At 42.0% G+C, this 18,459-nt stretch carries 16 protein-coding genes; 6 read left to right on the forward strand and 10 right to left on the reverse strand.

Features of this window, described 5'->3' with window-relative positions; translation table 11 throughout:
• Nucleotides 1–34 precede the first annotated feature (34 nt).
• Nucleotides 35–466 (forward strand): GNAT family N-acetyltransferase, encoded by a 432-nt coding sequence (locus tag AY606_RS03755; RefSeq protein ID WP_067864969.1) that lies wholly within the window; start codon nucleotides 35–37, stop codon nucleotides 464–466.
• Between the two features lie 73 nt (nucleotides 467–539).
• Here the strand turns inward: AY606_RS03755 and AY606_RS03760 are convergent, their stop codons facing one another.
• The 4 genes from AY606_RS03760 to AY606_RS03775 all read right to left on the reverse strand — a co-directional run bounded on the left by AY606_RS03760 (nucleotide 540) and on the right by AY606_RS03775 (nucleotide 5,674).
• Nucleotides 540–857, reverse strand: a complete 318-nt coding sequence (locus AY606_RS03760) for a hypothetical protein (protein WP_067864979.1) — start codon at nucleotides 855–857, stop codon at nucleotides 540–542.
• A gap of 289 nt (nucleotides 858–1,146) precedes the next feature.
• A complete protein-coding gene (locus tag AY606_RS03765; protein WP_067864981.1) occupies nucleotides 1,147–3,282 on the reverse strand; it encodes a 3-hydroxyacyl-CoA dehydrogenase NAD-binding domain-containing protein in 2,136 nt (711 codons plus the stop codon).
• Nucleotides 3,283–3,293: 11 nt separating this feature from the next.
• Complete coding sequence (locus AY606_RS03770; RefSeq protein ID WP_067864983.1) at nucleotides 3,294–4,499, reverse strand: acetyl-CoA C-acetyltransferase; 1,206 nt, start codon at nucleotides 4,497–4,499, stop codon at nucleotides 3,294–3,296.
• A 164-nt stretch (nucleotides 4,500–4,663) separates the two neighbouring features.
• Nucleotides 4,664–5,674 (reverse strand): AraC family transcriptional regulator, encoded by a 1,011-nt coding sequence (locus AY606_RS03775; RefSeq protein WP_067865120.1) that lies wholly within the window; start codon nucleotides 5,672–5,674, stop codon nucleotides 4,664–4,666.
• 243 nt (nucleotides 5,675–5,917) lie between these two features.
• Between AY606_RS03775 and AY606_RS03780 the strand changes: the two genes are divergently transcribed.
• The 3 genes from AY606_RS03780 (at nucleotide 5,918) to AY606_RS03790 (ending at nucleotide 9,515) form a co-directional block, all read left to right on the forward strand.
• The gene (locus tag AY606_RS03780; RefSeq protein ID WP_067864985.1) at nucleotides 5,918–7,036 is read left to right on the forward strand and encodes a CaiB/BaiF CoA transferase family protein; all 1,119 of its coding nucleotides are present in this window, start codon (nucleotides 5,918–5,920) and stop codon (nucleotides 7,034–7,036) included.
• Nucleotides 7,037–7,393: 357 nt separating this feature from the next.
• Complete coding sequence (locus AY606_RS03785) at nucleotides 7,394–9,037, forward strand: nitrite/sulfite reductase (protein ID WP_067864987.1); 1,644 nt, start codon at nucleotides 7,394–7,396, stop codon at nucleotides 9,035–9,037.
• Nucleotides 9,030–9,515, forward strand: coding sequence for a DUF934 domain-containing protein (locus tag AY606_RS03790; protein ID WP_067864994.1), 486 nt, complete (start codon nucleotides 9,030–9,032; stop codon nucleotides 9,513–9,515). Before AY606_RS03785 ends, AY606_RS03790 begins: the two co-directional genes overlap by 8 nt.
• Before the next feature lie 80 nt (nucleotides 9,516–9,595).
• Here the strand turns inward: AY606_RS03790 and AY606_RS03795 are convergent, their stop codons facing one another.
• From AY606_RS03795 to AY606_RS03805, 3 genes are all read right to left on the reverse strand, one after another.
• Nucleotides 9,596–10,045: a VOC family protein gene (locus AY606_RS03795; protein WP_067864996.1), complete on the reverse strand. Its 450-nt coding sequence runs from the start codon at nucleotides 10,043–10,045 to the stop codon at nucleotides 9,596–9,598.
• A gap of 166 nt (nucleotides 10,046–10,211) precedes the next feature.
• Nucleotides 10,212–11,387, reverse strand: coding sequence for a thiolase family protein (locus AY606_RS03800; RefSeq protein WP_067864998.1), 1,176 nt, complete (start codon nucleotides 11,385–11,387; stop codon nucleotides 10,212–10,214).
• 115 nt (nucleotides 11,388–11,502) lie between these two features.
• Nucleotides 11,503–12,024, reverse strand: a complete 522-nt coding sequence (locus tag AY606_RS03805) for a GspH/FimT family pseudopilin (RefSeq protein WP_067865000.1) — start codon at nucleotides 12,022–12,024, stop codon at nucleotides 11,503–11,505.
• A 370-nt stretch (nucleotides 12,025–12,394) separates the two neighbouring features.
• Between AY606_RS03805 and omp38 the strand changes: the two genes are divergently transcribed.
• Nucleotides 12,395–13,435 carry an outer membrane protein Omp38 gene (gene omp38, locus AY606_RS03810; RefSeq protein WP_067865003.1) on the forward strand — a complete coding sequence of 347 codons (1,041 nt, stop codon included), beginning with the start codon at nucleotides 12,395–12,397 and terminating at the stop codon, nucleotides 13,433–13,435.
• Nucleotides 13,436–13,576: 141 nt separating this feature from the next.
• Nucleotides 13,577–14,413 carry an alpha/beta fold hydrolase gene (locus AY606_RS03815; protein ID WP_067865006.1) on the forward strand — a complete coding sequence of 279 codons (837 nt, stop codon included), beginning with the start codon at nucleotides 13,577–13,579 and terminating at the stop codon, nucleotides 14,411–14,413.
• Between the two features lie 44 nt (nucleotides 14,414–14,457).
• Here the strand turns inward: AY606_RS03815 and AY606_RS03820 are convergent, their stop codons facing one another.
• The 3 genes from AY606_RS03820 to AY606_RS03830 form a co-directional block, all read right to left on the reverse strand.
• The gene (locus AY606_RS03820; RefSeq protein ID WP_067865007.1) at nucleotides 14,458–15,924 is read right to left on the reverse strand and encodes an amino acid permease; all 1,467 of its coding nucleotides are present in this window, start codon (nucleotides 15,922–15,924) and stop codon (nucleotides 14,458–14,460) included.
• On the reverse strand, nucleotides 15,924–16,958 hold the full coding sequence (locus AY606_RS03825) for a methyltransferase (protein WP_067865010.1): 1,035 nt from the start codon (nucleotides 16,956–16,958) through the stop codon (nucleotides 15,924–15,926). The genes AY606_RS03820 and AY606_RS03825 overlap by 1 nt, the downstream gene beginning before the upstream one ends.
• A 65-nt stretch (nucleotides 16,959–17,023) precedes the next feature.
• Nucleotides 17,024–18,394, reverse strand: coding sequence for a uracil-xanthine permease family protein (locus tag AY606_RS03830; protein ID WP_067865014.1), 1,371 nt, complete (start codon nucleotides 18,392–18,394; stop codon nucleotides 17,024–17,026).
• Nucleotides 18,395–18,459 lie beyond the last annotated feature (65 nt).

Here is an 18,459-nt window from a genome sequence, read left to right on the forward strand (position 1 = left end):
CAAGGCTGCTTTTATTTTAGGAAGATGATTTTTGATGAGCCAATTTATCATACGTACAGGCAGTTGGGATGAGCTGCAAAATGATGCAAAACTGATTCGTGAGCAGGTATTTGTTCAGGAACAGCAGATAGCTGCTGAAGATGAATGGGATGCTGACGATGCAGTGTCGCTACACTTTGTGATTTACAATCAAGATCAGCCGATTGCCACAGCGCGGTTATTACAAAATAACAGCGTCGGGCGCGTGGCGGTGCTGAAATCGTATCGCGGTGTAGGCATTGGAAAATGGCTGATGCAACAGATTATTCAGCAAGCCCAACAGGAACAGCGCGAATTTTTAAAGTTGTCTTCTCAAGTACATGCCATTCAGTTTTATGCGGGTCTGGGTTTTAAAGTGGACGGTGAGCAATATCTGGATTGCGGTATTCCGCATATCAATATGCGATTGCTATTCAATTACGCTTAGATATTTAAAATTTCCGTGTTGAAAATAAAAAAGCCACTAAAAAGTGGCTTTTTTATTTTCAGAAATCTTGGAATCAATGCCCATGCTGAACTGATTTTTCCGCTTCTGTCATTGCAGCATGTTCTTCTGCCGACATTTGAGGATCTTGAGCAGTCACTGTTGCAGCAGCTTCTTTCTGATTTTTAGCCTCAGCTAAAGCTTCTTCAGACATTGCTGGTGCATTTTTAAAAGCATGTTGCTGGGTATTTTTTTGCTGTTGGCTCGGCATGTAATCTGGTTCGTTGCTTACGGCAAGATAGAAAAAACCCATGAAAAAAGCACCTAAAATACACGCAATAATCAGCGCTTTCCAGCCCCAAGGGGATTTTTCGGGAGAAGAATTGTCAGTCATGAATAAATACCAAAATGGATAAAAATAAATCAGAATCTATGTAACTTTATAACACAGAATAGAAGAAAATCCGACTCATAACTGATTCAACTATTTATTTAAACTAAGCGAGTGAAATGAATTCAAGGAGCTGGTTTCGGTTTAAGTGAAGTCAAAGTTTATATCGCTATAAATATTCAGGCTTAAAAGATAGGGAAGTGTTTTAAATGAGCAAAAAACATTTCAATGTATTAACGCCCTTATCTTCAATCTAAAGAAAGGGCGTTAATGCTTTATAACTTAAGGGGTTTTATGAAATTTTCTCGCCAGTGTGTACTTTATCTTTCAGTAATTGTGGCGCTTTAAAACGTTCACCATATTTAGCTTTAAGCGTATTGGCGCGGATGAAGGCTTTTTCCAGACCATACTGGTTCAGATACTGTATGGCTCCACCGGTCCATGGGGCAAAACCAATCCCGAAAATGGAACCGACATTGGCATCGACAACCGACTCCAACACACCTTCTTCAAAGCAGCGCAAAGTATCCAGCGCTTGAACAAACAGAAAACGGTCAATCATTTCCTGTTCGGATATCTCCACGTCTTTTTTCCAGTGGCTTAAACCTTCCCATAAGTGCTTTTTGCCAGCTGCAGGATATTCATAGAAACCCGCACCCGCAGCTTTACCTTTACGGTTGAATTGATGAATCATGCTTTCAATCACCTCATCGGCAGCCGAACGTGGCAGGGTTTTGCCTTCTGCGTGTAAGGCTTTGCGCGTCTCTGCAGCCACGTGTTCAGACAAGGTTAAAGAGACTTCATCCTGAATCGCAAGTGGCCCAACAGGCATGCCGGCTTTAAGTGCTGCCATTTCAATCTTGGCAGGATGAACTCCTTCCGCAAGCAGTCGTAAACCCTCTTGCACAAAGGTACCAAACACACGACTGGTGAAAAAACCACGACTGTCATTCACCACAATTGGGGTTTTACCCATTTGCTGCACGAAATCAAAAGCCTTGGCTAAGGTTTCAGCTGAGGTATTTTTTCCTTTAATGATTTCCACCAGTTGCATCTTATCCACAGGGCTGAAAAAGTGCAGACCAACGAAGTGGGTGTCGTCTTTAGAAGCTTTGGCAAGTTCGGTAATGGGCAGGGTAGAGGTATTTGATGCCATCACACCACCGTCGATTAAATAGCGTTCTGCTTCTTGAGTGACTTTGGCTTTCAGTTGCGGATTTTCAAACACTGCTTCAATGATCAGGTCACAACCTTGCAAGTCTTCTGCTGAAGCGGTTGCTGTAATTAAACTTAAAACTTGATCACGTTTTTCAGCCGTTAAACGGCCTTGAGAAATTTTCTTGTCCAGTAGCTTTTGACTGTAGGCTTTGCCTTTTTCAGCCGCCTCTAATGACACATCTTTTAGAACGACTGGTATGCCTTTCGATGCAGTCGCATAAGCAATGCCTGCGCCCATCATTCCTGCACCTAAAATACCGACTTTGCTGGCTTTCCATTTGGGAATATTTTTAGGCCGGCTTGCACCTGACTTAATCGCATTCAGACCATGCCAAAAAGTGCCTATCATATTTTTGGAAATCTGACCGGTCGCCAGATAAGTAAAGTAGCGCGATTCGATGGTCAGTGCGGTATCTATATCTACCTGCGCACCTTCCACGGCTGCTGCCATAATGGCTTCAGGAGCGGGATAGCAACCTTTGGTCTTGTCACGCAGCATGGCAGGTGCAATGGCAAGCATTTGAGCAACAGCAGGGTTTTTGGGGTCGCCACCTGGAATTTTGTAGCCTTTCACATCAAACGGTTGTTGTGAGATTGGATTGGCTTTGACCCAGGCAAGCGCCTGGTCTAAAAGTTCTTGTTCAGTTTCCACAATAGCGTGAATTAAACCTAAAGCCTTGGCTTTATCGACAGAAAACTGTTTGCCTTCCATCAACAGTGGAAAGGCATTTTGCAAACCGAGCAGGCGCACCATACGCACAATTCCGCCACCGCCGGGAAGCAAACCTAAAGTCACTTCTGGTAAGCCAAATTTGGCTGTCGGGTCATTCAGTGCAATACGGTGGTGACAGCACAAAGCCAGTTCCCAGCCGCCACCCAGCGCCGTACCATTGAGTGCTGCAACCACCGGAACACCACGTGTTTCGATATAACGCAGTTTGGCTTTCATCTCTTCAATCATGTTGAAAAATGCTGTGGCATGCTCCGGCTCTGCCTCAATGAGTTCATCCAAGTCCCCCCCAGCAAAAAAGGTTTTTTTCGCTGAACGGAAAATAATCCCGGAAATTTCTGCATCTGCTTGCAGTTTTAAAACAATATCTTCCAGTGCCACACGGAAATCTGCATTCATAGTGTTGGCAGACTGATTTGGAGAATCTAAAGTTAAAATGACGATGTTGTCTGCATTTTTTTCATATTGAATTGCGCTCATTGTTGTTCTCCTTATACCAATTCAATAATGGTTGCGATGCCCATACCGCCACCGACACATAAAGTGGCCAAACCGCGTTTTTTACCTTGACGTTCCAGTTCATCCAGCAGCGTACCCAGAATCATTGCCCCGGTTGCCCCGAGTGGATGACCCATGGCAATTGCCCCGCCGTTAACGTTGACTTTAGCCGGATCTACTTTAAGTTCAGTAATAAAGCGCATCACCACCGCTGCAAAGGCTTCATTGACTTCAAACAGGTCAATGTCATCTATTGTTAAACCTGCTTTTTCCAATGCCTTACGTGCCGCAGGGGCAGGACCGGTTAGCATGATGGTTGGATCAGATCCGACCAGTGCAGTAGCCAAAACTTTGGCACGCGGTTTTAACCCTTGTTCTTTCACTGCTTTTTCTGAAGCAATTAAAACAAGCGCTGCACCATCGACAATGCCGGATGAATTTCCTGCATGGTGCACATGATTAATTTGTCCGACTTCTGGGTATTTTTGCAGGGCGATCGCATCGAAGCCCATTTGTCCCATCATGGCAAAACTTGCATTGAGCTTGGTCAAGCTTTCTGCAGTTGTGGTCGGTTTAATAAATTCATCTTGGGCTAAAATGGTTACCCCAGCTTTGTCTTTGACCGGCACAATCGATTGATTGAAATAGCCGGCGGCTTGAGCAGCGGTAGCCTTACGTTGTGATTCTGCTGCGAATGTGTCGACATCTAAACGCGTATAACCGTCAATGGTAGCAATCAGGTCAGCACCAATGCCTTGCGGAACAAAGTCGCAGGCCATATTGGTTTCCGGATCGAGTGCCCACGGGCCACCATCTGAACCCATTGGCACACGTGACATCGATTCCACACCACCCGCCACCACGATATCTTCCCAACCGGAACGGACTTTCATGGCTGCCATATTTACCGCTTCTAGTCCTGATGCACAGAAACGATTGATCTGTACACCTGCGACATCATTGTCCCAACCTGCAGCAATGGCAGCGGTCTTGGCAATGTCAGCGCCTTGGTCACCAATCGGGGTCACACAGCCCAGCACAATGTCATCCACTTTAGAGGTGTTGAGCTGGTGACGGTCTTTCAGTTCATTGAGTAAGGTGGTGAGTAATGTGATCGGTTTCACCTGATACAGCGAACCGTCTTTTTTTCCTTTTCCGCGTGGTGTGCGAATGGCATCAATGATGTAGGCCTCGCTCATAGCTGTTCCTTTGTTATGACTTTTAAATTGTTATACTTTTTGAGTTTAATGATTAATTTTTGAAGTGCAATGACGAGAACGGATCAGATCAAATGAGTTTTTTTGCCAATAAAAAAAGCCCAGACATCGAGTCTGGGCGGAGAAACTGTTATGCAATTAAATGATTAATGATAGCCGTGTAACTGACGATACAGTCCTGGGGTGACTCCGGTCCATTTCTTGAATGCGCGGTGGAAAGTACTGGTTTCACTGAAACCAACTTGTTGTGCTACATCTTCCAAGGTTAGGCCCGGGTTGAGTAAAAGGTGAATGGCCGCATCACGACGTAATGCATCTTTAACCCCTTGATAGCTTTTACCTTCAGCAGCCAAGCGACGACGTAAAGTCTGTGGAGACAAGTACAACATAGAAGCGACATCATTCAAGGTTGGCATTTCTTCACCAATCTGGCTTTTGAGGACTTCACGAATACGCGAAGTTAAAGAGTTGGTGTTCTTGAATTTGACCAGTAACTGAGCCGGTGCAGCTTTTAAGAATTCTTCCAGATTTTCTTCAGTTTGACGAAGCGGTAAATCCAGATAATCTGCTGCAAACGTAATTTCGGTGCGTGGAGCATCAAACTGCATCACCGGTGCAAAGAACAGTGCATCGTATTCATCGGCCTGGGTAGGGCGTGGATAGCCAAAATGCACGCGTTCCAATGGAATACGGCGTTCAATTAACCAGGATGCCAGACCATGCCAAATCATCAGCATACTTTCAGTAATGAAATGGTCGGGATCCATGCTCTGGGGAACATGAGGAACTAGACGTGCTTCGTGTTTATCACGCTCTATAGTCACTGACCATTCATCACCAAACAGTTTATAGAATTGTGCAGAAAGATCTAAAGCATCTCCTAGCGTTTTCGCGTGAATTATCAACTGACACATAATGGCAAAAGTGCCCAAGCGACGTGGCTGTAAGTCAAAGCCCATATGTTCGTCTTGAGTCACCATCCATAACATTTTAATAAATCGGGTGTATTGCTCAGGAGAAATACGTGCCTTAGGTTGACGTAATAAGTCGGGTTCAATGCCTACATGTGACAATAAAGTTTCGACGTCCATACCTAGACGTTTTACGCCTGTTAAAGCCGCATTCACGAAGTGGATACTAATCGTATCGCGACTTATATTGAAGTCTTCAGTTTCTTTATCTTTTATATTCACTGGTAGTTGACCTAATTTTATATTCACTTGTGGTTGACCTAAATGACGCTAAAAAATGTTGGGGTGGCAATTTACAATATATATTTTACCTTATCTACATATTAAATTGCCGAAATAATCAAGGTAAATGGCTGAACATGACATTGTTTTGTTGCATTTATATTTCTAATATGAGGAAAAAATCAACATAAAATGAGTAAAAAGAACATGGACGCTGCTTTAAAAGGACTAAAAGTTCTCGATTTTTCTACGCTTTTGCCGGGACCATTCGCCACATTATATTTGGCTGACATGGGTGCAGAAGTCATCCATGTGGAATCGCCGACACGTCCGGATTTAATCCGTTTGTTGCCACCTTATGCCAATGGACAAGCGACTGCACATAGTTATTTGAATCGAAATAAACAATCTATAGCGCTGGACTTGAAAGATCCTGAAAATATTGCTGCCATTAAACAGAAAATTTCTGAATTTGACATTGTGGTTGAACAGTTTAGACCCGGAGTGATGCAACGGCTGGGCTTGGATTACCAAAGTCTTGCCAAGATTAATCCGCGACTGATTTATTGTTCCATTACCGGTTATGGACAAACCGGACTCTATAAAGATAAAGCCGGTCATGACATCAATTATCTCGCCCTTTCCGGAATTGCAGGACATAGCGGTCGACAAGACAGTGGCCCACCGCCCATGGGTATTCAAATTGCAGATGTTGCAGGAGGCTCTTTACACGCAGTGATTGGAATTCTGTCTGCGGTAATTGAACGGCAACGTAGCGGACAGGGTCAATATATTGATATTTCCATGACCGATTGTGTGGTGGCCTTAAATAATATGGCAGCGTCAGCATCCCTTGCCGGAAAAACTAGCCAATATGCTGAACAAGGGCATTTAAATGGCGGAACTTTTTATGATTATTATCAGACCCAAGATGGTCGTTACTTGTCTGTAGGGAGTTTAGAACCGCAATTTATGTCTGGCTTGGCCAGCATTTTACAACTTCCAATCCTTTTAGAAAAAGGTGCTTCTTTTGATGAGTCAGATCGACAAATGGTTAAGCAAGCCATTCAAGACAAAATAAAATCCAAAGCTTTTGTTGAGTGGCAGGCGGTTTTCGCAGCGCAAGACGTTTGTGTTGAACCTGTACTACATTTGCATGAGGCGCTGGATTCGGAGCTTGCCAAGCAACGACAATGGACAGTCTTGGTGCCTTTAAATACAAACTCAGAACAGACTGAGCAGCAGTTAAGTTGTCCCATCAAGTTTTCCCGATCAAAAAATATCTATAACTTCGCTGGACAGCGGCTCGGGGAAGGAAAATGGTAATTACTTTACCTGATCAAAAGAAATAAGTATTAAAAATAAAAAAGCCTAATTCTTCAGGCTTTTTTATTGGATCAATTTAATCATTTTTAAAAAATTTAAATTTCTCATATAAAAAATAGGAGTATTTACAGGGGGATTTGCAGATTTATTTTCTATATGAAAAATAATGCTAAGCAATTGAAAACAACATCAAATCTGGTTGAAACTGGCAGGATTCGGCTGTAAGTGGCTATATCAGTGAAATCCAGACATGCTTATCAATAAAACCGCTATTAAATATGTAAAAAACGCATTTTGTTGATAGGTTAAATCTCGTTATGCTGTCAGCCGTTATAATGAACCTACTAGCTGTACGCCATGTATTTATATACTGATTTCGATCAGCAACTGATCAATGAACGTGTTGCACAGTTCCGTGACCAAACGGAACGTTATTTAGCGGGTAAATTGACGGAAGATGAATACCGTCCGCTACGTCTCCAAAATGGTTTATACGTGCAACGTTATGCACCAATGTTACGTATTGCTGTGCCGTATGGTCTGATGAATTCGAACCAGCTCCGTAAAATTTCGGATTTGGCTAAAGACTATGACCGTGGTTATGCACATGTATCAACACGTCAAAACATTCAGTTTAACTGGCCTGCACTAGAAAATGTACCTGACATGTTGGCAGAACTGGCAACAGTTCAAATGCACGCCATTCAAACATCGGGTAACTGTATTCGTAACACTACAACTGACCAGTATGCAGGGGTGGTTGCCGGTGAAATTGCTGACCCGCGTCCAACCTGTGAATTGATTCGTCAATGGTCAACCTTCCACCCGGAATTTGCTTTCTTGCCGCGTAAATTTAAAATTGCGGTGTCTGCTCTGGCTGAAACAGACCGTGCAGCGGTTTCATTCCATGATATCGGTGTATATATCGTGAAAAATGAAGCAGGCGAGATCGGCTATAAAATTAAAGTCGGTGGCGGTCTTGGTCGTACACCCGTCATTGGTAGCTTTATTCGTGACTTCTTGCCGCGTGAAGATTTAATTGCTTATCTTGAAGCAGTGCTTCGCGTATACAACTTGCACGGCCGCCGTGATAACAAATATAAAGCACGTATTAAAATTTTAGTAAAAGCGTTAACGCCTGCTGTATTTGCTGAAAAAGTCGAAGCCGAATTTGCCCATACTATTCAGACTTTAAAGATTCAGCCTGAAATCCTGAAAAAGCTGGATGAAGAATTCACTCCATTTGATTATCAAACTTATGAAGATGAAGATTTCACTGAACAGTTTGCAGCGCATCCAAAATTCAAACAATGGTTCAACATCAATACCAATGCACATAAAGTGAAAGGCTATCGTATTGTTACGATTTCACTGAAACGTGCCGGTATTGCACCGGGTGATATGAGCGTTGAAGAAATGAATTTGATTGCAGATCTTGCAGACAAATATACTTTCGGTGAACTTCGTACCACACATGAACAAAATATTTCATTGGTTGATGTTCCACAAAAAGATTTGTTTGAATTGTGGCAAATCCTTGAACAAAACAATTTGGCACGTGCGCATATTGGTTTTATTACCGATATTATCTGCTGCCCGGGCGGTGATTTCTGTTCATTGGCAAATGCAAAATCGATTCCTATTTCTGAAGCGATCTCTCGCCGTTTCGATGACTTGGATACCGTATATAACCTCGGTCATCTTGACTTGAATATTTCTGGTTGTATGAATGCCTGTGGTCATCACCATGTCGGTAATATCGGTATTTTAGGTGTTGATAAAAAAGGCGCTGAATTCTACCAAATTACTTTAGGTGGCAATGCCGATCATGATGCTTCAATTGGTGACATCTTAGGACCATCATTTGCCGCGGATCGTGTACCGGATGTTGTAGAAGAAATCTTGAATACTTATCTCGATTTGCGTGCAGATGGTGAAGAGTTTATCGATACTTACCGTCGTGTTGGCATTCAACCCTTTAAGGAGCGTGCATATGCTTAATACTGCGCTACAAGTGCTCTCTAAAGATGGCACGATTGCAGACAACACTTATCAATTGATGGATGAAGATGGGGTTTTGCCGCAAGGTGACGTGGTTCTGACGGTAGAGCAGCTTGATCAATTGGCAAATGTACAAGGTAAAAAAGCTTTGTATATTACGGTTGATGCTTCTCCTGAAGTCAATGAATTCCCGCTTGACCAGTTAGATGCAATCTTTATCGAGTTTGCAGGCTTTAATGATGGCCGTGGCTATTCATTTGCAGCATTGTTGCGTCGTCAAGGTTATCAAGGCGAACTTCGCGCGACTGGCGATATCTTTAAAGATGTGTTGAACTATTTAAAACGTTCAGGCTTCGATACTTTCGTGGTTAAAGAAGGTAAAGATATTGTGGAAGCTGCTGAGGGCTTAAACGATTTTAAAAATCCGTACCAAGCATCTACTGCAGTTGCACAAGCACGTTATCAAACAGGTGCTTAATCTGAATTAAGTTGCTGTAAAAATCAAAAAGCCGGAGTAATTCCGGCTTTTTTATGCGTGGTATTTAAAGTAATTGGATATCACGTGACGTCTAACTGACAATTCACCATCCATTTAATTCCAAACTGATCAGTGAAAGCACCGTACAGCGCACCCCAAAAAGTCTGTTCCAAGGGCATTTCAACTTGTCCGTTAACAGATAAAGCCTCAAACAAGCGTTGTGCTTCCGCTTGTTCATCGGTATTTAGATTGATCGAAATATAGTGATTATTACCTTTGGTGAAAACGGTATTGTTTTGCGCACAGAATTGATCATTGGTATCGGATGCCATCAGTTCTGTAAACGCATTGATGGGGAGTGAAACATGCAAAATAAGATTTTTATCCGCTTCAGAGAGCGTAACACCTTCTTCAGCAGGTAGCTCACCATAACGGGTAAGATTCGAAAATTCGCCACCAAAAACTGATTTATAGAAGTTAAAGGCAGCTTCAGTTTCACCTTGAAAATTGAGGTAATGATTGAGTTGCATGGAGAAGCCTGTTTGTTGTTGTTTTATTCAGGTTTAATTTAGCAGGCTTAAGTTTAAATTTTGATAATAAAAATATGAAAAAATGTAAGCATAAAAAATCCCTCCAAGTGGAGAGATTGTTTATGCTTTCTCCCTATGGGATAGAGCTACAGAGGGGGATATAAAATTACAGTAATTCAATCGCCACGGCAGTCGCTTCACCGCCACCGATACACAGAGCCGCAATACCGCGTTTGCCACCTGTACGTTTCAGCGCATGAATCAAAGTCAGGATAATACGTGAACCGGTTGAACCGACTGGATGACCAAGAGCACAAGCACCACCATTAATATTAACTTTAGCTGGATCAAGCTTGAAATCATCTATAGGACACATCGTCACCATGGCAAATGCTTCATTGATTTCCCAAAGGTCAACTTCTTGCGCATCCCAACCAGTTTTTTTGAGAACTTTTTCAATCGCCCCAACCGGTGCAATAGTAAATTCAGAAGGGTGCTGTGAATTTGATGCATAAGCGACAATTTTCGCCAAAGGTTTTAAGTCTTTTGTGGCAGCATTTTCAGCAGAAGTTAAAACCAGGGCCGAAGCACCATCGGAAATTGAGCTAGCATTTGCAGCAGTAATTGTACCGTCTTTAGCAAAGGCAGGGCGGAGTGTTGGGATTTTTGCAATGTTGGCATTAAACGGTTGCTCATCTTTATCTACAACCACCTCACCTTTACGTGTTGAAATGGTCACAGGAACAATTTCATCAGCGAAGTAGCCTTCATTCACTGCAGTTTGAGCACGTTCCAGTGAGCGAATTGCAAAGTTATCCATTTGCTCGCGCGTATAACCCCGGCTATTTGCCATATCTTGGGCAAATGAACCCATCAGGCGACCCGTTTCAGCATCTTCAAGACCATCAAGGAACATGTGATCTTTCACATCCCCATGCCCCATGCGATAACCTGAACGTGCTTTGGTCAATACATAAGGTGCATTGCTCATTGATTCCATACCGCCAGCCACCACAATTTCAGCAGATCCTGCTTTGATCATATCGGCAGCCTGCATCACCGCTTTCATGCCTGAGCCACAAAGTTTATTGATAGTGACTGCTCCAGTTGAATCAGGCAGACCGGCTTGACGCATTGCCTGACGCGCAGGCCCTTGTTTTAAACCGGCAGGGAGTACACAGCCCATAATGACTTCTTCGACATCTGTTGGTTGTAATCCTGCACGCGCAATTGCTTCTTTAATTGAAGCTGCACCAAGCTCAGGTGCTGTTACACCTGCTAAGCTACCCTGAAAACCGCCCATAGCTGTACGTGCGCCATTTACAATTACGATGTCTGTCATTTTTTTTCTCTCCGAGATTTACTTTTTAGGGGATTGTTTTACAAACATAAGCAGTATATGGAAAAATGAACAGGAATAAAGTCTGTTTGTTCTACGCCTTTAGACTGATAAGTTTTTAGCAAGTGAGGGGATTCTCAATACGGGTATGTCCCATCCTACTCAATAAAATTTTATAGTGGGTTTGTTGATAATTAGAACAATAATAAAAACTGCCATTTGATCCATTCGGAAGCCCATTTTCAGCTTGAAAAGTGACACTTGGCGTCCTTAACGTACCTCTCCAATCTAAATTTCCATATTTCAGCTCAGTCGTTTCTATAGAGATAATTTTTTCATCCGCATCAACCTGTCTATTTTTATTGCTGTCTAAAAAAACAATGAAACCTGAATTCCAATGACTTGATTGGCAACTCACTTTATTTTGGCTAGGACAGAGCACGACATTGGTGTGATGTATGGCAGCATGAGATTTTGCTAATTGAATACTTGAAATTAATTTGTTGCTAATGTTTTTGATTTCTTGTCTTGCCATGATGTCGTGAAAATAAGGCAAAGCGATGGAAACAATAATCGCTACAATAGCGAGCGTGATAATAAGCTCAATGAGGGTAAAACCATTTTTTTGTTTGGAAATCATTAAATTAACCTTGTAATGTATTTTTTTAGTTATTTGTGTTATTAATATTTTGTTTTTTAATGGTTTTTTAAAGCTAATATTTATTACTCAACTTTTAAGAAAGCTGTTAAAATAATTTAGCAAGTGACAATAAGCTATTCATAAGAATAAATTGAGTAAAAAATTACCGAATTACAACGGAAATTGTAAGTAATTTTGTCAATAATTTACTTGATTAAAATTATCAAGCACTTGGAAAAAAAATAAAGTGTTTGTATGATTCAAAGTGAATGGCTTAAAAATAAAACTGGGGTATTGGAAAGCCTATCTCAGGTAGCCCAAATTTAGGCTTGAGCTTGAACAACAATTGTTATCTCTGGAGGATAATTCCATGAAAATGAGTCGTATTGCATTAGCAATGCTCGTTGCTGCACCTTTGGCTGCTGCTAACGCTGGCGTAACTATTACACCATTAATGCTTGGTTACACATTCCAAGACACTCAACACAACAACGGTGGTTCAGATGGTGAACTAACTAATGGTCCTGAGTTACAGGACGATTTATTCGTTGGCGCTGCACTGGGTGTTGAATTAACTCCTTGGTTGGGTTTTGAAGCTGAATATAACCAAGTTAAAGGTGATGTAGAAGGCCCTGGTGTACTTGCAGGTTCAGAGTACAAACAAACTCAAATCAATGGTAACTTCTATGCTACTTCTGATTTGATCACTAAAAACTATGATAGCAAAATCAAACCTTATGTTTTATTAGGTGCTGGTCACTATAAATATGACATCGACGGTATTGCTGAAGACAAAGAAGGTACTTTGGGTAACGCAGGTCTAGGTGCTTTTTGGCGCTTAAACGATGTTTTATCTCTTCGTACTGAAGCTCGTGGTACTTATAACTTTGACGATAAATTCTGGAACTATACAGCTTTAGCTGGTCTTAACGTAGTTCTTGGTGGTCACTTGAAACCAGCTGCTCCTGTAGTTGAGGTTGCTCCAGTTGAACCTGTAGCTCCAGTTCAACCAGCTCCACAAGAGTTGACCGAAGACCTTAACATGGAACTTCGTGTGTTCTTTGATACAAACAAATCAAACATCAAAGATCAGTACAAACCAGAAATCGCTAAGGTTGCTGAGAAGTTAGTTGAATATCCAAACGCTACTGCTCGCATCGAAGGCCATACAGATAACACTGGTCCACGTGCATTGAACGAACGTTTATCTCTAGCTCGTGCTAACTCTGTTAAATCCTCACTTGTTAATGAATACAATGTAGATCCAGCTCGTTTGTCTACTCAAGGTTTTGCTTGGGATCAACCGATTGCTGACAACAACACTAAAGAAGGCCGTGCTATGAACCGTCGTGTATTCGCGACTATTTCTGGTAGCCGTACAGTTGTTGCAGAACCTACTCAAGCTCAATAATTAATTATTGATCTAATATAAAAAAGCAGCCTTAGGGCTGCTTTTTTATATCTGCTACATATGCATAACTTGTTTAATACATTGTTTTATTTTTATCTTGTTCTAATAAATACCCCTATACAATAAAAAGAGGGTATAAAAATGACCCAGATATTAACGACTGAAGATGGCACCTCAATTTATTATAAAGATTGGGGGGGCGGTACTGTGGTTGTCTTTTCACATGGATGGCCTTTATCGAGTGATGCTTTTGAAGATCAAATGTTGTTTTTAGCTGAGCATGGCTATCGAGTCATTGCATTTGATCGGCGTGGACATGGGCGGTCAAGTCAACCTTGGGCTGGGCATAGTATTGATCAATATGCAAAAGATTTACATCAGTTGGTTGAACATTTGAATTTAGATCATTTTGCTTTAGTCGGACATTCTATCGGTGGGGCAGTCGTCACCCGTTATACGGCAAAATATGGACAGCAAAAGGTCACTAAGCTTGCATTGATTGCTGCTGTGACTCCGTTAATGATTAAGCGAGATGATCATCCAGACGGAGTTGATCCAGAAGTATTTGATGAAATGCGTGCAAATTTATTGGATAACAGAGCTGATTTTTATCTGGATTTTGCTAAGAAGTTTTATGGTTACGACAAATTACTCAATAAAAAATCTGAAGGTGTAGTGCAAAATTTTTGGCGTATCGCGATGCAGGGTTCAATCAAAGCACATTACGATTGTATAGAGGCTTTTTCGGAAACAGATTTACGTGAAGATTTAAAAAAAATTGCTGTGCCGACTTTGGTGCTGTATGGAACGGCAGATGAAATTGTACCTCCAGAAATTTGTAGCCAGCAGGCGGTAAAGCTTTTAAAGCAGGGCGTAGAAGAGCAAATTAAAGGAGCATCACATGGTTTGTGTACGACTCATAAGAATGAAGTTAGTTTTGCTTTAAAACAATTTTTGGCAGATAACTCAGTATTATAAAAATAAAAAACAGCCCGAAGGCTGTTTTTTATTGAAGTAGAAACTTATTCACGGTCTACGTTTACAGGCTGAACATCCATTTCTTTATATGGAATTAGTTTGGTTTTATATTTCCATTTATAACCGAGCCAGATCACAAGAAATAATGGAATACTGATATAGGTTGAAAGCAAACCTAACCAATCAATTTTTCCACCGGTCAACGCTTCATAGTTCTGACCTAGAATAATGATCGAGCAGAGAATGAAGGCAAACCATGGAGCAAAAGGGAAGAACTTGGCTGTATACGCTAAGTCTTCAAGTTTATAGCCTTGTGCTAAATAACCTTTACGGAAACGGTAATGTGAAATGGCAATGCCTAACCAGACAATAAAACCACACATGCCTGACATGTTGAGCAGCCAGTTAAACACTTGTTGTTGGCCAATAAATGTCGTTAAAAAGCAGAGTGCAGCAATTGCAGTGGTGGCATAAAGTGCATTCATTGGTACGCCACGCGGGTCGAGTTTAGCAAACCATTTCGGTGCGCGGCCCTGACGTGCCATATCAAATAGCATACGCGTAGATGAATACATACCTGAGTTGCCCGCAGACAATATTGCAGTCAGGATCACCGCATTCATTAAACCTGCAGCAAAAGCAAAACCTGCTTTTTCATACAAGAGGGTAAAAGGTGAAAGGGTAATGTTGTCGCTTGCCGCGGCTTGTAAAAGACGCGGATCATCATAGGCAACTAATGTACCTATAATGAAAATACATACCACATAGAATAATAAAATACGCCAGAAAATTTGCTTGATGGCAACAGGAATGGTCTTTTTAGGATCTTTAGATTCACCTGCCGCAACCCCGACCATCTCTGTTCCCTGGAACGAGAACCCGGCAATCATCGCAACACCAATCATGGCTTGTAAGCCGCCAACAAAAGGCGCATCGCCTTTGGTCCAGTTGGAGAAGGTCATCATATTTGGTGTCAGCATGATTTTTGCAATCATGGCAATACCAATGATGATAAAGACAATAATCGCAATCACTTTGACGAGAGAGAATAAAAATTCAGTTTCACCAAAGCCTTTAACAGTTAGGGCATTAATACCAAAAATAATGGCAAGGAAAATGGCACTCCAGTAGAAACCAGGAATGTCTGGAAACCAGAACTTCATAATAAACTGTACTGCAACCAGTTCAAAAGCCACGGTAATGGCCCAGTTGTACCAATAGTTCCAGCCTAAGGCAAAACCAAAGCCACCTTCCACATATTTAGTCCCATAGGTGAAAAATGCACCTGAGGTGGGGTTGTGGGTCGCAAGCTCACCCAGACTGGTCATCAAGAAATAAATCATGATTCCAATCAAACAGTAAGCAAGTAATGCACCACCAGGACCGGCATTGGCAATAGTTGCACCAGAAGCCAGAAATAAACCGGTACCGATAGAACCACCAATGGCGATCATATTAAGATGGCGAGCACCAAGCTTACGCTGTAGGTGAGGTTGTTCTGTTTCGCTCATCATTTTTCCTTAACATTTTTTTGCATTTTGGCGAACAGTACTTTAAAGCCTTGTTGATCTGCTTTAGTCGTACATTGACCAAAATTCTGTTCAATTAATAATGGATAATTCAGAAAGCGGTTTGCCACAATCCATAATTCGCCGCCCGATTTTAAATGACGTCGTGAAGTTTTACATAAACTTTCACTGGCGTTGTAATCGGTTTGGATGCCCTGATGGAAAGGAGGATTGCTGACGATGGCATGCAAGAAGAGAGGAGCCTCCTCAATCCCTGTCACTGCGGTAATTTCAAGTTGTTCTGGGGCAAGATCATTTTTTTCAAAGGTCATGCGGGTAGAAGCCAATGCAAAAGCATCAACATCCATCGCAAAAATTCGATTTTTAGGATTCAGTTTGGCTAAATACGCACTGATCACGCCCGCACCACAACCAAAGTCGGCAATTTTACCTGAAGTCACTTTTGATAAAAAAGGCAATAATACGGCTGTGCCGATATCTAGACGATTTTGACTAAACACCCCTGGAAGGGCACAAATGGTTAAATCACCGTTAGGTGTCGCGACCGTATATTGCTGCGCCCAATCTGCTAAAGCTTTTGCAGTCACTGTAGCGTCAATGGTGAGTTGCCACATCTGGCAATGGCGTGCGCTGTCAAGTTTTAGTGCTTGACCATAAGGTTGTAATTGCTTGGCTGCACGTTCAACACCGGCTTTCTTTTCGCCGACTAGAAAGATAGAAGCCCCCAGACTTAAGCGACTAACTACATTGTGTAGAATATAGTTGAGTAATTCTTTCGACTTGGGCACAAAAATGATTGCTTGGTCAAAATCGCCTTCAGGAAGATCGACACCAAAGTGGACATGGGCTTGTTGTGACTGAAAGTATTGAAGTTCATTATAATCCCATGTCCATAAACAGGGAGTGATGTCTTTCTCTAAATTGGAAAGTAAATCATCTGTTGGTGCATTAACCAGCAATACACGTCCTGAAAGATATTCATGCTGTCGAATGACAACTTCACTTCTTGGATCCATTTTTTATCTCGCCATTGAAAAACTCTGCCCAGACAATGCTGGGCAGAGTTGATGCTGAAATGAAATTATTTCTTCGACTCAGGAAGAATAATATTTAATAACAATGCTGCAATACCGCCTGTCGCAACACCAGAACTGAAGATATTACGGACTAATTCAGGGAGGTGTTCAAGAATTTGTGGCACTTGTGCAACACCTAAACCGAGGGCAAGCGAGATTGCAATAATCAATAACGCACGGCGGTCAAGTTGCACACCTGAAAGGATGTTAATCCCCGAAGCTGCAACAGCACCAAACATCACCATAACAGCACCACCTAGAACAGCTTGAGGCACAGCTTGGATGACACTGGAAACCGCAGGAAACAAGCCAAGAATCACCAATAATGCAGCAATCCAGAGGCCGACATAACGGCTTGCAACACCAGTCAGTTGAATAACACCATTATTTTGTGCAAATACAGAACTTGGGAAAGTATTGAAAATACCGGCCAAGAAAGAGTTAGCCCCATTGACCAGTACACCACCTTTAATACGTTCCATCCATTTCGGACCACCTACCGGTTGGTTTGAAATCTTGGAAGTCGCGGTGATATCGCCAATCGCTTCTAGCGACGTCACCAGATAAATGAATGCCATTGGAATAAATAAACTCCAAGAGAAACTTAAACCAAAATGCATCGGGGTCGGAATTTGTACAATCGGTGCATCTTTTAAGGCTGAAAAATCAAGGTGTCCCATGAAGCCAGCAAGTGTATAACCAATAATTAAAGCTATTAGAATTGCAGAGCTTTTTACCCAGGTAATACGGACACGGTTCAAGATAATAATAACCGCCAGTACGGTACATGACATGATCAGGTTGTCGGCATTGGCAAAGGTTTTATCGCCCATGGCTTGATAACCACCCCCCATACTGATTAGACCTTCTTTAATTAAGGTCAAGCCAATCAGCAGGACAACAATACCTGTCACCAATGGGGTAATGAGTTTTTTCACCCAAGGTAAAATGCGTGAAACACCCATTTCAATAAATGAGCCTGCAATCACCACACCAAAAATAGAGGCCATTACCGCTTCAACCGGGGTGCCGGCAGCGACCATGGCTGAACCGATACCAATAATTGGACCAATAAAGTTAAAGCTAGTGCCTTGAACAATCAGCAAGCCAGCACCAAAAGGACCAACTTTTTTACATTGCAGAAAGGTCGCAATCCCCGAGATCACCAATGACATCGAAAGAATCATATTGGTGTCTTCTTTTGAAACACCAAGGGCTAAACAAATCAGCAAGCCGGGCGTGACAATCGGGACAATAATTGCAAGTAAATGTTGCAGTGCAGCTAAAAAAGCGATGAAGGGTTTAGGACGATCGTTCAATCCATAGACCAAATCAAGGCGATCTTGTTGCTCGGGAGAGTTATTTAAATCAGACATGTAAGACAAGTACAGCAGCAATTTGTCGTTATTCTAATCGAGTTACAGGACATTACAAATGAAAA

The organism is Acinetobacter sp. SFB, from assembly GCF_001647545.1.
Lineage (GTDB): Bacteria > Pseudomonadota > Gammaproteobacteria > Pseudomonadales > Moraxellaceae > Acinetobacter.

What these genes read in the sequence shown, in the direction of transcription:
- AY606_RS03790 (WP_067864994.1), top strand. Translation starts at nt 9,030, where the DNA reads ATGCTTAATACTGCGCTACAAGTGCTCTCTAAAGATGGCACGATTGCA.
- omp38 (WP_067865003.1), top strand. Translation starts at nt 12,395, where the DNA reads ATGAAAATGAGTCGTATTGCATTAGCAATGCTCGTTGCTGCACCTTTG.
- AY606_RS03805 (WP_067865000.1), bottom strand. Translation starts at nt 12,024, where the DNA reads ATGATTTCCAAACAAAAAAATGGTTTTACCCTCATTGAGCTTATTATC.
- AY606_RS03765 (WP_067864981.1), bottom strand. Translation starts at nt 3,282, where the DNA reads ATGAGCGCAATTCAATATGAAAAAAATGCAGACAACATCGTCATTTTA.
- AY606_RS03820 (WP_067865007.1), bottom strand. Translation starts at nt 15,924, where the DNA reads ATGAGCGAAACAGAACAACCTCACCTACAGCGTAAGCTTGGTGCTCGC.
- AY606_RS03760 (WP_067864979.1), bottom strand. Translation starts at nt 857, where the DNA reads ATGACTGACAATTCTTCTCCCGAAAAATCCCCTTGGGGCTGGAAAGCG.
- AY606_RS03755 (WP_067864969.1), top strand. Translation starts at nt 35, where the DNA reads ATGAGCCAATTTATCATACGTACAGGCAGTTGGGATGAGCTGCAAAAT.
- AY606_RS03785 (WP_067864987.1), top strand. Translation starts at nt 7,394, where the DNA reads ATGTATTTATATACTGATTTCGATCAGCAACTGATCAATGAACGTGTT.
- AY606_RS03825 (WP_067865010.1), bottom strand. Translation starts at nt 16,958, where the DNA reads ATGGATCCAAGAAGTGAAGTTGTCATTCGACAGCATGAATATCTTTCA.
- AY606_RS03780 (WP_067864985.1), top strand. Translation starts at nt 5,918, where the DNA reads ATGGACGCTGCTTTAAAAGGACTAAAAGTTCTCGATTTTTCTACGCTT.
- AY606_RS03795 (WP_067864996.1), bottom strand. Translation starts at nt 10,045, where the DNA reads ATGCAACTCAATCATTACCTCAATTTTCAAGGTGAAACTGAAGCTGCC.
- AY606_RS03800 (WP_067864998.1), bottom strand. Translation starts at nt 11,387, where the DNA reads ATGACAGACATCGTAATTGTAAATGGCGCACGTACAGCTATGGGCGGT.
- AY606_RS03815 (WP_067865006.1), top strand. Translation starts at nt 13,577, where the DNA reads ATGACCCAGATATTAACGACTGAAGATGGCACCTCAATTTATTATAAA.
- AY606_RS03830 (WP_067865014.1), bottom strand. Translation starts at nt 18,394, where the DNA reads ATGTCTGATTTAAATAACTCTCCCGAGCAACAAGATCGCCTTGATTTG.
- AY606_RS03770 (WP_067864983.1), bottom strand. Translation starts at nt 4,499, where the DNA reads ATGAGCGAGGCCTACATCATTGATGCCATTCGCACACCACGCGGAAAA.